The 12,428-nt window shown below is 68.2% G+C and carries 12 protein-coding genes; 1 reads left to right on the top strand and 11 read right to left on the bottom strand.

What is annotated here, in order from left to right; translation table 11 throughout:
* Window positions 1–26 precede the first annotated feature (26 nt).
* The 5 genes from V5F66_RS21100 to V5F66_RS21080 form a co-directional block, all read right to left on the bottom strand.
* The gene (locus V5F66_RS21100; RefSeq protein WP_394052897.1) at window positions 27–821 is read right to left on the bottom strand and encodes a transporter substrate-binding domain-containing protein; all 795 of its coding nucleotides are present in this window, start codon (window positions 819–821) and stop codon (window positions 27–29) included.
* A gap of 66 nt (window positions 822–887) precedes the next feature.
* Window positions 888–1,616, bottom strand: a complete 729-nt coding sequence (locus V5F66_RS21095; RefSeq protein WP_394094666.1) for an amino acid ABC transporter ATP-binding protein — start codon at window positions 1,614–1,616, stop codon at window positions 888–890.
* A complete protein-coding gene (locus V5F66_RS21090; protein ID WP_011995853.1) occupies window positions 1,600–2,253 on the bottom strand; it encodes an amino acid ABC transporter permease in 654 nt (217 codons plus the stop codon). The genes V5F66_RS21095 and V5F66_RS21090 overlap by 17 nt, the downstream gene beginning before the upstream one ends.
* 12 nt (window positions 2,254–2,265) lie before the next feature.
* A complete protein-coding gene (locus tag V5F66_RS21085; RefSeq protein WP_011995852.1) occupies window positions 2,266–2,949 on the bottom strand; it encodes an amino acid ABC transporter permease in 684 nt (227 codons plus the stop codon).
* Entirely contained in the window at window positions 2,946–4,097 is a 1,152-nt protein-coding gene (locus V5F66_RS21080; protein ID WP_394094665.1) for a mannitol dehydrogenase family protein, read from the bottom strand. The genes V5F66_RS21085 and V5F66_RS21080 overlap by 4 nt, the downstream gene beginning before the upstream one ends.
* 216 nt (window positions 4,098–4,313) lie before the next feature.
* On the opposite strand from V5F66_RS21080, the gene V5F66_RS21075 reads away from it, so the two are divergent.
* A complete protein-coding gene (locus tag V5F66_RS21075; protein WP_394094664.1) occupies window positions 4,314–5,249 on the top strand; it encodes a GntR family transcriptional regulator in 936 nt (311 codons plus the stop codon).
* Between the two features lie 13 nt (window positions 5,250–5,262).
* Here V5F66_RS21075 and V5F66_RS21070 read toward each other — a convergent pair whose 3' ends face one another.
* From V5F66_RS21070 to hyfB, 6 genes are read right to left on the bottom strand one after another with little or no spacing between them, the layout of a single operon-like run.
* On the bottom strand, window positions 5,263–5,775 hold the full coding sequence (locus tag V5F66_RS21070; RefSeq protein WP_011995849.1) for an NADH-quinone oxidoreductase subunit B family protein: 513 nt from the start codon (window positions 5,773–5,775) through the stop codon (window positions 5,263–5,265).
* Between the two features lie 9 nt (window positions 5,776–5,784).
* Window positions 5,785–7,290: a hydrogenase large subunit gene (locus tag V5F66_RS21065; protein WP_394094663.1), complete on the bottom strand. Its 1,506-nt coding sequence runs from the start codon at window positions 7,288–7,290 to the stop codon at window positions 5,785–5,787.
* 9 nt (window positions 7,291–7,299) lie between these two features.
* Window positions 7,300–8,760, bottom strand: coding sequence for a hydrogenase 4 subunit F (locus V5F66_RS21060; RefSeq protein WP_394094662.1), 1,461 nt, complete (start codon window positions 8,758–8,760; stop codon window positions 7,300–7,302).
* The gene (locus V5F66_RS21055; RefSeq protein WP_393999772.1) at window positions 8,757–9,437 is read right to left on the bottom strand and encodes a hydrogenase-4 component E; all 681 of its coding nucleotides are present in this window, start codon (window positions 9,435–9,437) and stop codon (window positions 8,757–8,759) included. Before V5F66_RS21055 ends, V5F66_RS21060 begins: the two co-directional genes overlap by 4 nt.
* Window positions 9,437–10,390 (bottom strand): respiratory chain complex I subunit 1 family protein, encoded by a 954-nt coding sequence (locus V5F66_RS21050; RefSeq protein ID WP_394052909.1) that lies wholly within the window; start codon window positions 10,388–10,390, stop codon window positions 9,437–9,439. Before V5F66_RS21050 ends, V5F66_RS21055 begins: the two co-directional genes overlap by 1 nt.
* Window positions 10,381–12,426, bottom strand: coding sequence for a hydrogenase 4 subunit B (gene hyfB / locus V5F66_RS21045; RefSeq protein ID WP_394094661.1), 2,046 nt, complete (start codon window positions 12,424–12,426; stop codon window positions 10,381–10,383). Before hyfB ends, V5F66_RS21050 begins: the two co-directional genes overlap by 10 nt.
* Between the last annotated feature and the right edge of the window lie 2 nt (window positions 12,427–12,428).

The raw sequence follows: 12,428 nt of genomic DNA, 5'->3' as shown, positions 1-12,428 counted from the left end.
CCGGATCAACCGGGCCGCCAGAAGCCTCACTTCAGCATCTCTTCGGGGAGCGAGGTGCCGTTGTAGCGGGTGTAGATCTCGTTCAGCTTGCCGTTCTTGAGGTTGGCGGCGATCACCTTGTTGACCGCATCGCGCAGGGCGTCGTCGCCCTTGCGCAGACCCACCGCATAGGGGTTGGTCTTGAGCACCAGCTTCACTTCCAGCGGATCGTTGGGGCGGCGGGCATTCACCGCCTGCATCACCTGCGGCGAGGAGGCCATGAGGTTCACCTGGCCCGACACCAGCGCGGTGATGAGGGTGGCATCATCGTCGAAGCGCACCATCTCGGCGCCCTGCGCCTGGGTGGTGGCTTCCTTGTCGTTGGAGGAGCCGCGGGTGGTGCCGAGGCGCTTGCCCACCAGGTCCTTGATGTCCTTGATGGCGACGTTCTTCGGCCCGGCCACCACGATCTGGATCACACCGTAGGGATCGGAGAAATCGATCACCTTCTTGCGCTCGTCGGTGACGCTGAAGGAGGCCATCACCATGTCGGCCTTGCCGGTGAGCAGGAACGGGATGCGGTTGGGGCTGGTGACCTGCACGATCTCCAGTGGAACGCCCAGCTCGGCGGCGAACAGCTTCGCGCTCTCCACGTCCGATCCGGTGGGCTGCATGTTGCCGTCGGTCATGCCGAAGGGCGGGGAGCCGAGGTCCACGGCGATCAGGATCTTGTTGCGCTTCTTGATCTCTTCCAGCGTGTCGGCGAAGGCCGGCAGGGCAAGGCTGCCCGCCACCGCGAGCCCGGTGGCGCCGACGAGGAAGGCGCGGCGATTGATGGTCATACGCTCCATGTTTCCAACCCTTCTTTGTGTTGCAGTGTTCTGGTGGTCTGGCGAAGACAGCGGGGATCAGAGCCCGCTGCCGACGAAAGCGCGCAGCTCCGGCGTCTTCGGATCGTCGAGCATGGCGCCGGGGCCGGTTTCCCAGACCGTGCCCTGGTGCATGTAGATGACCTTGGAGGCCACCTTGCGGGCGAAGGCCATCTCGTGGGTCACGAGGATCATGGTCATGCCGCCGCGGGCGAGATCCTCCATCACCTTCAGCACCTCGCCGGTGAGCTGGGGATCGAGGGCGGAGGTGACCTCGTCGAACAGCATCAGCTTGGGCTGCATGGCCAGCGAGCGGGCGATGGCCACCCGCTGCTGCTGGCCGCCGGACAATTGCTCTGGATAATGGTCCGCCTTGGCCTCAAGGCCGACGCGGGCCAGCACCTCACGGGCAAGGTCGCGCGCCGCGGTCTTGACGATGCCCTTCACGCAGGTGGGGGCGAGCATGATGTTCTGCTCGGCCGTCAGGTGAGGGAACAGATTGTAGCTCTGGAACACGATGCCCACGTCGCGGCGCAGGGTCTTCTTGTCGAGCTTGGGGTCGTGCACGGCATGGCCGCACACCATGATCTGGCCGCCCTCGATGGTTTCGAGCGCGTTGATGCAGCGCAGCGCCGTGGACTTGCCGGAGCCGGACTGGCCGATGACCGCCGCCACCTCGCCGCGCGCCACCTCGAAGGAGACGCCATTCAGCACCTTCACCGCGCCGAAGCTCTTTTCCACGTTGGTCAGACTAACGACGGCCGACATTGAGCTTCCTTTCGAGACTGCGGCTCCAGGTCGAGAGCGGATAGCAGAGGACGAAGTAGATGGCGGCCACCACCATGAAGATGGTGAACGGCTCGAAGATGGAATTGTTGACAAGCTTGCCCGCCTGCGACAGCTCCACGAAGCCCACCACGGAGGCAAGCGAGGTATTCTTCACGATCTGCACCAGGAAGCCGACCGTGGGCGCGGTGGCGATGCGCATGGCCTGGGGCAGGATCACGCGGGTCAGGCGCTGCCAGCGGCTGAGCGAAAGGCATTCGGCCGCCTCCCACTGGGTCTTGGGCACGCTCTCGATGCAACCGCGCCAGATTTCGGCAAGAAAGCCTGATGAATAGATGGTGAGGCCGAGGCCGGCGGCGAGGATGGCCGGCACTTCCTTGAAGCCTGCGATGGCGATTCCGAAGTAGAACAGGAAGAGCAAGATGAGCAGCGGCGTGCCCTGTACCACCTGGATATAGGCGGTGGCGAGGATGCGCACCCAGCGCGTGGAGGAGATGCGGGCGAGGGCGACGCCGAAGCCCACGAGCCCGCCGCCCACGAAGGCGATGGCCGACAGGCCGACGGTCCACAGTGCCGCCCAGCACAGGAACTGGAAGTGGATGAGGGTGAAGGTTGGCATTTTCGTTCCCCCTCAGAGCGCCGTGCCGAGCTTGCGCCGGCGCACGAAGACCACGAGGCCAAACAGCCAGAAGGCGATGCGCACCACGAACGACAAGGCGAGGTAGAGCACGCCCACCACGATGTAGGTCTCGAAGCTGCGGAAGGTGTCGGACTGGATACGGTTGGCCACCGCCGTCAGTTCTTCCGCCGAGATCTGCGAGGTGATGGAGGAGGCCAGCATCAAGAGGACATACTGGCTGGTGAGGGCGGGATAGACCCGCTCAATGGCCGGCCGCACGATCACGTGCCAGTAGGTCTGCGGCCGGCTGAGGCCGAGGCATTCGGCCGCCTCCAGCTGCGACTTGTGGATGGATTCAAGGCCGGCGCGCACGATCTCGCTGGTATAGGCGCCGACGTTCACCACCAGCGCCAGCACCGCCGCCACATTGGCATCCACATGGAGGCCGAGGGTCGCGATGCCGAAATAGATGATGAAGATCTGCACCAGCAGCGGCGTGTTGCGGATCACCTCCACATAGCAGGCCACCAGCGCCTTCACCCAGGGCGCCCCATCGGAGCGGCCGATGGCGCACAGGGTGCCGAGCACGAAGCCCAGCACCGTGGCGACGAAGGACAATTGCAGCGTCAGCCACACCCCCATGGCGAACTCGCGCCAATAGGGCAGGAGCGCCGCGAAATCGAACTGGTAGGTCATGCCTCGCTCCGCTCGGTCTGAGGCTGGAACTGCCGCCGCGCGATCACCACGTCGAGGGTCGGGGTGGCACCCACGGCCCCAGCCTCCGCCCACCAGGACAGGAAGGCGGAGATGCGCCGGTCCACCTTGGTGGCGTGGTTCTGGGCGATGTCGGCGATGCGGTGGTCGAGGAACGGGTTGAGGAAGCGCTCCAGCGTGGTGGCCACATAGCGCTGCGCCTCCTCGCCCATGCCGTGGGCGGCAAATCCCGGCAGCACTTCATGGCGGTACACGTCGTCGAGACGGCCGCGCACGTCGGCATCGGCGAGGATCTCCCGCACCGTCTCGCCCGGATCCCGCCGCTCGGAGCGCCAGATGTCGGCAAGCACCGTGTGGCCCAGGTTGAGGATATGCAGCTTCAGCCGCTCGAACGGCTCCAGGTCGTCCGCCAGCACCACGCTCGGATGGGTGAACGGCAGCTCAAGTCCCGGCCGGCGCTCGATCACCCAGAGCGCATAGGGCTCCGCAACGGCGCCGATAGGCTCGAGCGCCTGCGAGACGATGCGGTCCACCAGCGTGTCGGCGAAGATCACCTTGGCCTCAAGCCACGCGAGAAAAGCCTCCGGCGCCCCCGCCTCGCGGGCGAGCGAGGCGACCGCGGCGCTGAGCACCCGGCCGTTGCGGTTGATGAGTTCGCACGGCAGCACGGTGAGCCCGCGCCCGGTCTGGCGCCAGCGGCGATGGAGCAGCGCCGTGAGCTTGCCGGGAAACGACACGGGCACGCCACCGGCCAGCAGCGCCGGGCCGCGATCGCCGGCGGCGATCTCGTAGCCCGCATCGGCGGTATTGGAGACGATGATGTCCGCATCGTTGGCGAACAGGTCGGACAGGGCCTGCCAGTCCTGCGCGGCGGCAAGGCCGCGATCGACGCTGGTGACATCGATGCGGCGCTCGATGCGCTCCCCCTTCTCGATGCCACGGATGATCACCGGATAGCCGCCGGGCCGACCGAAGGCGGCGACGCGTCCGGCCCGGTCCGCCGCGCCGGAGGCCTGCACGATGCAGATGGGGCCGATCGCCTGCCCGGCCTGTCGCGCCTCATGGACGAACAGGTCCACATGGGCCTGGAGAAACCGGCTGGTGCCGAACTGGATGATACGTCCGCTCACGCGTAAATCCTTTTAGATCCAGCGCGAGGAAGCTCCGGCAGGGCATGCGGCCACGGCAGCCGACCATGGCTCATCTGCCTTCCTCCCTCGTTTTTCTCTTGTCTAGTTACGTATGAAAATCCATTCTGCGCCGGTGAAGTCAAACAGTTTTTTATGTAATAAAATACATCCGACCCGAGCGAGACTGTCCTGGGACGGGGTGGGAGACGGCGAACCATGCGGGGCAACAGCCTGTTCAAGCGCACCTACAACCGCAGTCTGGACCTGCTGGGCGGACTTCCACTGGGCGCCCCCATGACCTCCGAGACCCAGCTGGCGCAAACCCTGGGGGTGAGCCGCACCACGGTGCGCGCGGTGCTGGCCCTGATGAGCGAGACCGGCCTCGTCACGGCATCCGAAGGGCGTCGGCGGCTGGCGCGCCATCCCGTGGCGGGCGACCGCTTCCCCGAGCCGCAGACCGAATCCGCCCGCACCAGCGTGGAGCGCCAGTTCATGCAGTGGGTGCTGCACGGCGACCTGCGGCCGGGCCAGCTCATCCATTGCGCGGAGCTGGCGCGCAAGTTCAATACATCGACCACCGCCATCCGCGAATACTTGACCCACTTCAATCATTTCGGGTTGATCGAGCGGCGCCCCAACAGCGCGTGGGTGTTCAACGGCATCACCGCAGCATTCGCCACCGAGATCTATGAAATCCGGGAGATCTTCGAGCTGCGCTCGGCGCACCGGTTCGCCAGCCTGCCGGACGATGCGCCGGCGTGGCAGGAGCTGGCCGCCATCGAGCGGGAACACCACACGCTCATGGCCGAGATCGACACCCGCTACCGCGATTTCTCACGCCTCGACGAGCGGCTGCACCGGCTCATCCACGAAGCCTCGCTCAACCGCTTCATGCGCGATTTCTACGACGTGATTTCCATGATCTTCCACTACCATTACCAGTGGAACAAGGTAGACGAGAAGGAACGCAACACCGCCGCGATCCACGAGCATTTGGCCTATATCGCCGCCCTGCGCAGCCGCGACGTGCGCCTCATCGACCTGCGCTGCCGCGCCCATCTGCGCACCGCGCGCGCCACCCTGCTGCGCTCCATCGACGCTCGTCCGCCGGGCGCCGATGCCGACGCCAACGACGGCCTGCGCGCCGGCTGAACGCGGCTCGGCCTCAGCCCTTGCCGGCCCGCAGCAAAGCGAGGAGGCCGCTCAGGAGCGCCACCGGCGTCGGCGGGCAGCCGGGGATCCTCAGGTCCACCGGCACGATGGCCTCCACGCCGCCAGCGCAGGCAGAGCTGCCGGCGAAGATGCCGCCGTTGATGGCGCAATCGCCGGCCGCCACCACCCATTTCGGCGACGGCGTCGCGTCATAGGTGCGCTTCAGCGCCTCGGCCATGTTCTTCGCCACCGGCCCGGTCACCAGCAGCACGTCCGCATGGCGGGGCGAGGCGACCACATGCAGGCCGAAGCGCTCCAGGTCGTAGAAGGCATTGCCCAGCGCATGGATTTCCAGCTCGCAGCCGTTGCATGAGCCGGCATCCACCTCGCGGATGGACAGGCTGCGCCCGAGCCGCGCGCGCGCCGCCGCCTTCAGCTCGGCGGCGAGCTTTTCCACCGCCGCGTCCTCGGGGGCGGCCTCCGTGAGGGGGGCTTTCAAAAGCCCTTGGAGGAGAAGCTTGCGCATGGCCGCCCCTTAAAGATCCACGCCCGAATAGGAGCAGTTGAAGGATTTGTTGCAGAGGGGGAAGTCGGCGACGATGTTGCCCTCGATGGCGGTTTCCAGCAGCGGCCACTGGAACCAGGACGGGTCACGCAGATGCGCCCGCCGCACCCTCCCGTCCGCCTCCAGCGCCACGAAGGCCAGTACGTCGCCGCGGAAGCCTTCCACCACCGCGAGGCCCTCTCCGGGACCCGCCGGAACCTCCACCGCGACCGGACCGTCCGGCAGGGTGTCGAGCAGGCGCACGATGAGGCCAAGGCTCTGCTCCACCTCGCGGATGCGCACCCAGATGCGCGCGTTCACGTCGCCCTCGGACCGCACCACCACCTCGAACGGCAGGCGATCATACGGCGGATAGGCGAGCGCCCGCCGTGCGTCGAAGGGCCGGCCGGAGGCGCGGCCCACGAAGCCGCCGGCGCCGAATTGGCGTACATAATCCGGCCGGGTGAAGCCGGTGCCCACGGTGCGGTCCTGCAGCGAGGCGGTGTTGTCGTAAAGCTCCACCAGCGCCGGGAAGGCGGCGCGCACCTCGGACACCAGCACGCGGATGGCCGAGACACCGTCCCGCGCCAGATCCCCCGCCACCCCGCCGGGGATGACGCCATCCATCATCAGCCGATGGCCGAAGGCGCGGGCGCAGACCCGCAGCACCTTCTCGCGCAGCACGCCGCAATGGGCCAGCATCAGCGCGAAGGCGGCATCGTTGCAGATGGCGCCGATGTCGCCGAGATGGTTGGCAAGGCGCTCCAGCTCCGCCATCACCCCGCGCAAGGCATGAGCCCGCGCCGGCACCACGACGCCGCGCGCCGCCTCTACCGCGCGGCTGAAGGCCAGCGCATAGGCCACAGTGCTGTCGCCGGACTGGCGCCCGGCCAGCCGCGCCGCCTGCGCCACGTCCGCGCCGGCCATGAGGCGCTCGATGCCCTTGTGCACGTAGCCGAGGCGGGCTTCCAGCCGCACCACCGTCTCGCCGTAGCAGGAGAAGCGGAAATGGCCGGGCTCGATGATGCCCGCATGCACCGGCCCCACCGGGATCTGGTGCAGCCCCTCCCCTTCCGCCGCGAGGAAGAGATAGGCATCGCCCTCAGGCTCCGCCGGCAGGTTCGCCCCCAGCGGATGGCGGGTGCCCCAGCGGCCGTGATCGAGCCACGGGCGCTCGTCGGGTGCGCCCTCGGGCACGAGGCCGTAGAGGTCGCGCACGGTGCGCTCCAGCCGCGCCGCCGGCGGGTGATGGCGCGCCACCGAGGGGAAGGTGCCGCCAACACAGGCAAAGGTCGCCACGGCCAGCCGGCCGGATGCCTCGTCCAGCAGCGCCATATGCACGGCGCCCGCATCGCCCCACAGGCCCATGAGCACCAGCTCGCCCGCCGCCAGATGCCCGGCGAGGGCGGTCCACTGCTCTGCACTCAGCTCGGCGCGCGGAAAGGGCCGGCAGGGACCGGCGCGGCCGTTTTCCAGAAGCTGTGCGAAGGCTTGCATGGCGCGCCCCTAGCCCAGAAGCCCGGCCACGTGCCGGAACCACGCCACCAGCGGCGGCGGCAGATAGAGCCCGGCCACCAGCACCAGGGCGAGATGCACCGTCATGGGCAGGTGGCTCGCCTTCACCTTGTCGCTCCCCGGGCTGGGCGCGCCGAAGGCGATGCCGGAGAGCTTCAGCATCAGTGCGCCGAAGGCCAGCAGCAGCCCCGCTACCAGAGGCAGCGCGAGCCACGGCCGGTGCGCGAAGGTGGAGGTCACCAGCAGGAACTCGCTCATGAACACGCCGGCCGGCGGCAGGCCGGCAATAGCCGCCACCGCCACCACGAGGCCCCAGCCCAGCGCCGGATGGGAGGTGGTGAGACCGCGAATATCGGAAAGCTTCTGCGTGCCCTTCACCTGGCACACATGGCCCACCGCGAAGAAGATGGCCGACTTGGTCAGGCTGTGCATGGTCATATGCAGCAGCCCGGCGAAATTGGCGACCGGCCCGCCGAGCCCGAAGGCGAAGGCGATGAGGCCCATGTGCTCGATGGACGAATAGGCGAACAGCCGCTTGATGTCCCGTCGCCGGTACAGCATGAAGCCGGCGAGCAGCAGCGAGGCGAGGCCCATGGCCATCATCAGCGGCCCCGGCGCCAGCGTGCCGGGATGGGCCGCCAGCAGCAGCTTGAAGCGCAGCACCGCATAGAGCGCCACGTTGAGCAGCAGCCCCGACAGCACCGCCGAGATGGGGGTTGGGCCTTCCGAATGGGCATCGGGCAGCCAGGCATGGAGCGGGGCAAGGCCCACCTTGGTGCCATAGCCGAGCAGCAGGAAGACGAAGGCGACGTTGAGCAGCGCCGGGTCGAAATCCCGTGCGCGCTTCATCAGCACGCTCCAGATCATGCCGTCCGGTCCCTCGCCCACCACCGGCTGGGCCACCATGTAGACGAGGATGGTGCCGAACAGGGCCAGCGCGATGCCCACCGAGCCCAGCATGAAATACTTCCACGCCGCCTCGATGGCCGCCTCGGTGCGATAAAGCCCCACCATCAGCACGGTGGTCAGGGTCGCCACCTCGATGGCCACCCACATGACGCCGAGATTGTTGGAGACGAGCGCCAGGTTCATGGCCGCCAGCAACACCTGATACATGGCGTGGTAGAAGCGCAGGTGCAGCGGCGTCAGGCGCCCCGTCTCCAGCTCGTGGCCGATGTAGCTCGCCGAGAACACGCTGGTGGTGAAGGCCACGAAGGTGTTCAGCACCACGAACACGATGTTGAGGTCGTCCACGATGAGGAACGGCCCGGCGATGCGCGGCGCCACCAGCAGCGCCAGGGCGGTGAGGAACGTCAGGGCGCAGGCGCCCACATTGAGCGCTGCCGAGACGCGATAGGACGGGACCAGCGCCAACAGCACCGCCGCCACCGCCGGGATGGTGAGGATGACGGGCGCGGGATTGAACGCCAGCGCGGCGAGGGAGGCGATCATGCGCGCCCTCCCCGGAAGCGGTCGAGAGCGTCCACATCCACGGTGTCGAACCGCTCGCGGATGCGGAACAGGAAGATGCCGATGACAATGAAGGCGATGAGCACGGAGAAGGCCACCGAAATCTCCACCACCAGCGGCATGCCCTTGGCCCCCGTGGCGGCGAGGATCAGGCCGTTCTCCAGCGACATGAAGCCGACCACCTGGCTGACCGCGTTGCGCCGCGTCACCATCATCAACAGGCCCAGCAGCACCACCGAGAGGGCGAAGGCGAGGTCTTCCCGCGCCAGCGCGTCGGCGGCGGGGGTAGCCTTCAGCATCACCACCAGGGACAAGGCGACGAGGGCGATGCCGGCCAGCATGGTGGGGCCGATGGACACCACCGTCTCCACCTGCCGATGGATGCCGAGCCGCGCCACCATGCGATGCAGCGCCACCGGGATCACCAGCGCCTTGAACACCAGGGCGATGCCCGCCGTGACGTAGAGATGCGGCGCGTCCTGGGCGTAGGCCTGCCACGCCACCGCCAGCGCCAGAGCCACCGCCTGCAGGGCGAACACGTTCAGCAGCGCATAAAGCCGGTCCTGGTAGAGCATCAGGAAGGAGATGAGCACCAGCCCGCCCGCGAACATGTGGGACACGTCGAAGACGAGATTGGGGGTGATGGCGTGCTCGATCATCACAGGATCCCCGACACGAACAGCAGCAGCGTTCCCAACAGCCCGAGCATGAGCGCCGCGCCGAGGAAGTCCGGCACGCGGAACACCCGCATCTTGGCGATGGAGGTCTCGAACACCGCGAGGAGCAGCCCACCCACGGCGAGCTTGCCGGCATAGGTCGCCATCCCCAGCACCATTCCGGCGACACCCGCTCCCGCCGGGGCGAGGCCCCACGGCACGAACACGCAGGCCACAAGCGAAAGGAACAGCAGCAGCTTCAGCTGCGCGGCCAGCTCGATCAGCGCCAGGTGGCGGCCGGAATATTCCAGCACCATGGCTTCATGCACCATGGTGAGCTCCAGATGGGTGGAGGGATTGTCCACCGGGATGCGGCCGTTCTCGGCCACTGCCACCATCAGCAGCGCCACCAGCGCCAACGCCAGCGACACCCTGAGGCCCACGCCGGCCAGCATCACCGAGGCGATGGTGGAGAGCTGGGTGGAATGGGCGACGAGGGCCAGGGAGAACACGATCATGATCATGGCCGGCTCGGCCAGCGAGGAGATCATCACCTCCCGGCTCGATCCGAGGCCGCCGAAGCTGGTGCCCACATCCATGCCGGCCAGCGCCAGGAAGAAGCGCGCCGAGCCGATGAGGGCGGTGATGGCGATGAGGTCCGCCGACCAGGAAAAGATCAGCCCGGTGGCGAAGGTCGGCACCAGCGCCGCCGCCACCCAGGTGGCCGCGAACACGAGATAAGGCACCACGCGGAACAGCCAGGAGGCGTTCTGCGCCAGCACCGCCTCCTTGCGCAGCAGCCGGGCGAGGTCGCGGTAGGGCTGGAACACGGAGGCGCCGCGCCGGCGCTGGAGGCGCGCCTTCACCTTGCGCACCAGCCCGGTGAGGAGCGGGGCGAGGGCGAGCACGAGCAGCATCTGCGTGCCCTGCACCAGGATGTGCGCCATCAGGTCCATAGGGCGAGCACCAGAAGCAGCAGCACCAGGGCCGAAAAAACCAGGCCCAGATACTGGCGGATGGTGAGGTATTGCAGCCGGTTCGCCCGCTCGGCCACATAGTCCACCGCCGCCGTCAGGGGCAGGAACAGGAAGGCCCAGGCGGGATCGCGGGCACTGGAGGAGAGCCGTGCGGGCGTGAGCGCGCCGGGGGGCGGCATCTCCACCTTCTCGCGGGCCGCGAACAGGCCGCGCGCGAACACCCGGCGGATGGGCTGGGCGAAGGAGGCGGCGGAATACTGGCTCAGCGGGCTGGCATTGGGGAAGCCGCAATCCCACGGCGGCGCCCGCCGTACCGCGCCCGAGGCGAAGCGGTGGATGACGAAGGCCGCCAGCAGCGCCGACAGTGCCGTGAAGGCAAAGACCAGCAGCCCGTTGTAGGAGCTGCGGCTCTCCGCCACCGGGATGATGGAGAGCCACGCCACCGAGCCCTGCGCCGGCATGGTCTGGCCCACGAGGCCGCCCACCGCCGGCTGCAGCACATCGATGACAAAGCCGGGCAGCAGGCCGGCGCCCACGCACACGGCGGCAAGCGCTATCATGGCGGCACGGGAGAAGGCGTCCACCTCGTGGGCCTCGCTCGCCTTCGGGCTGCGCGGCCGGCCGAGGAAGGCGATGCCGTAGAGCCGCACGAAGCAGGCGGCGGCGAGCGCGGCGGCGAGCGCCATCAGCGCGCCCACGGCCGGCACCATCAGCTTCAGCCCCCAGACCGGAAGCTCCGGGCTCAGCAGCACCGCCTGGAACACCAGCCATTCGGAGGCAAAACCATTGAGCGGCGGCAGGGCCGAGATGGCGGCGCAGCCGATCAGCATCACCACGCTGGTGGTGGGCATGCGGTGGATGAGGCCGCCCAGTTCCTCCATCTGCCGGGTGCCGGTGGCGGTCAGCACAGCGCCGGCACCGAAGAACAGCAGGCTCTTCATGGCCGCATGGTTGAGCACATGGAACAGCGCCGCCGTAAGCGCCAGCGCGGCGGCGGTGGGAAATCCGTTGGCCGAGAAGGCGAGCGCCAGCCCGAGGCCGATGAAAATGAGGCCGATATTCTCGATGGTGGAATAGGCGAGCACGCGCTTGGTGTCGCCCTGCAACAGCGCCTGCAGCACGCCGATGACCGCCGCGACGCCGCCGGCACCCAGCACCGGGATGCCCCACCACCAGTCCGGCGGGCCGGAGAGATCAAACACGATGCGGATGAAGCCGTAGACCGCCACCTTGGTCATCACCCCGCTCATGAGGGCGGAGACGTGGCTGGGCGCGGCGGGATGGGCCAGCGGCAGCCAGACGTGCAGCGGCACCAGACCCGCCTTGGACCCCGCCCCCAGCAGCGCAAGCGCCAGCACCAGCGCGGCGAAGGCGCCCACGGGCGGCGCCTCGCGCATGGCATCGAAGGCATAGCCGCCCCCGGAGCCGGCGGCGAGCAGGCCAAAGGCCAGCATCAGCGCCAGCGTGCCGAACGAGGCCATGAGAATGTAGACGAGGCCGGCGCGCACATTGCCCGCCTCCTTGTCGTGGGCCACCACCAGCGCCCAGGACGCCAGCGACATGAATTCCCACGACAGGAGGAAGCTGTAGGCGTCGTCCGCCAGCAGCACCATGTTCATGCCGGCGAGGAAGGCCGGGAAGAAGGGCAGCACCCGTTCAGGCGCATGATCGTGCCGCCCGTAGCCGAGGCCATAGAGGCTCGCCGCCGCGCCGCCGAGATTGATCACCGCGAGGAAGACCGCCGACAACGCATCGAGCCGCAGGTGGGCGCCGATCCAGGGAATGCCAAGGGGCAGCACGATCCCAGCCGCCGGCGCCGCGATGGCGGTAAGGGCGGAGAGACCGGCCAAAAGTGTCACCGCCAGCGCGCCGCCATAGACGAGCGGCCGGCCCGCGGGACGCCGCGCCGTCGCCACACCGAGCCCGGCGAGAACCAGAAGCACCGCCACCGCGCCGAGGGCCACGAGGAGTTGTCCGCTGACGGGAAGCTGTGCGGCGAAGGCGGCATCGGGCATGG

It is taken from the genome of Xanthobacter versatilis, assembly GCF_043193975.1.
In the GTDB taxonomy this organism is placed as follows: Bacteria; Pseudomonadota; Alphaproteobacteria; order Rhizobiales; family Xanthobacteraceae; genus Xanthobacter; species Xanthobacter autotrophicus_E.
The sequence above is the reverse complement of the archived record's forward strand: the minus strand, read 5'-3'. Positions and strand labels throughout refer to the sequence as shown.

Excerpts from the sequence above, each read along its gene's own strand:
- V5F66_RS21100 (WP_394052897.1), bottom strand. The coding sequence starts at position 821 with ATGACCATCAATCGCCGCGCCTTCCTCGTCGGCGCCACCGGGCTCGCG.
- V5F66_RS21095 (WP_394094666.1), bottom strand. The coding sequence starts at position 1,616 with ATGTCGGCCGTCGTTAGTCTGACCAACGTGGAAAAGAGCTTCGGCGCG.
- V5F66_RS21090 (WP_011995853.1), bottom strand. The coding sequence starts at position 2,253 with ATGCCAACCTTCACCCTCATCCACTTCCAGTTCCTGTGCTGGGCGGCA.
- V5F66_RS21085 (WP_011995852.1), bottom strand. The coding sequence starts at position 2,949 with ATGACCTACCAGTTCGATTTCGCGGCGCTCCTGCCCTATTGGCGCGAG.
- V5F66_RS21075 (WP_394094664.1), top strand. The coding sequence starts at position 4,314 with ATGCGGGGCAACAGCCTGTTCAAGCGCACCTACAACCGCAGTCTGGAC.
- V5F66_RS21070 (WP_011995849.1), bottom strand. The coding sequence starts at position 5,775 with ATGCGCAAGCTTCTCCTCCAAGGGCTTTTGAAAGCCCCCCTCACGGAG.
- V5F66_RS21065 (WP_394094663.1), bottom strand. The coding sequence starts at position 7,290 with ATGCAAGCCTTCGCACAGCTTCTGGAAAACGGCCGCGCCGGTCCCTGC.
- V5F66_RS21060 (WP_394094662.1), bottom strand. The coding sequence starts at position 8,760 with ATGATCGCCTCCCTCGCCGCGCTGGCGTTCAATCCCGCGCCCGTCATC.
- V5F66_RS21055 (WP_393999772.1), bottom strand. The coding sequence starts at position 9,437 with ATGATCGAGCACGCCATCACCCCCAATCTCGTCTTCGACGTGTCCCAC.
- V5F66_RS21050 (WP_394052909.1), bottom strand. The coding sequence starts at position 10,390 with ATGGACCTGATGGCGCACATCCTGGTGCAGGGCACGCAGATGCTGCTC.
- hyfB (WP_394094661.1), bottom strand. The coding sequence starts at position 12,426 with ATGCCCGATGCCGCCTTCGCCGCACAGCTTCCCGTCAGCGGACAACTC.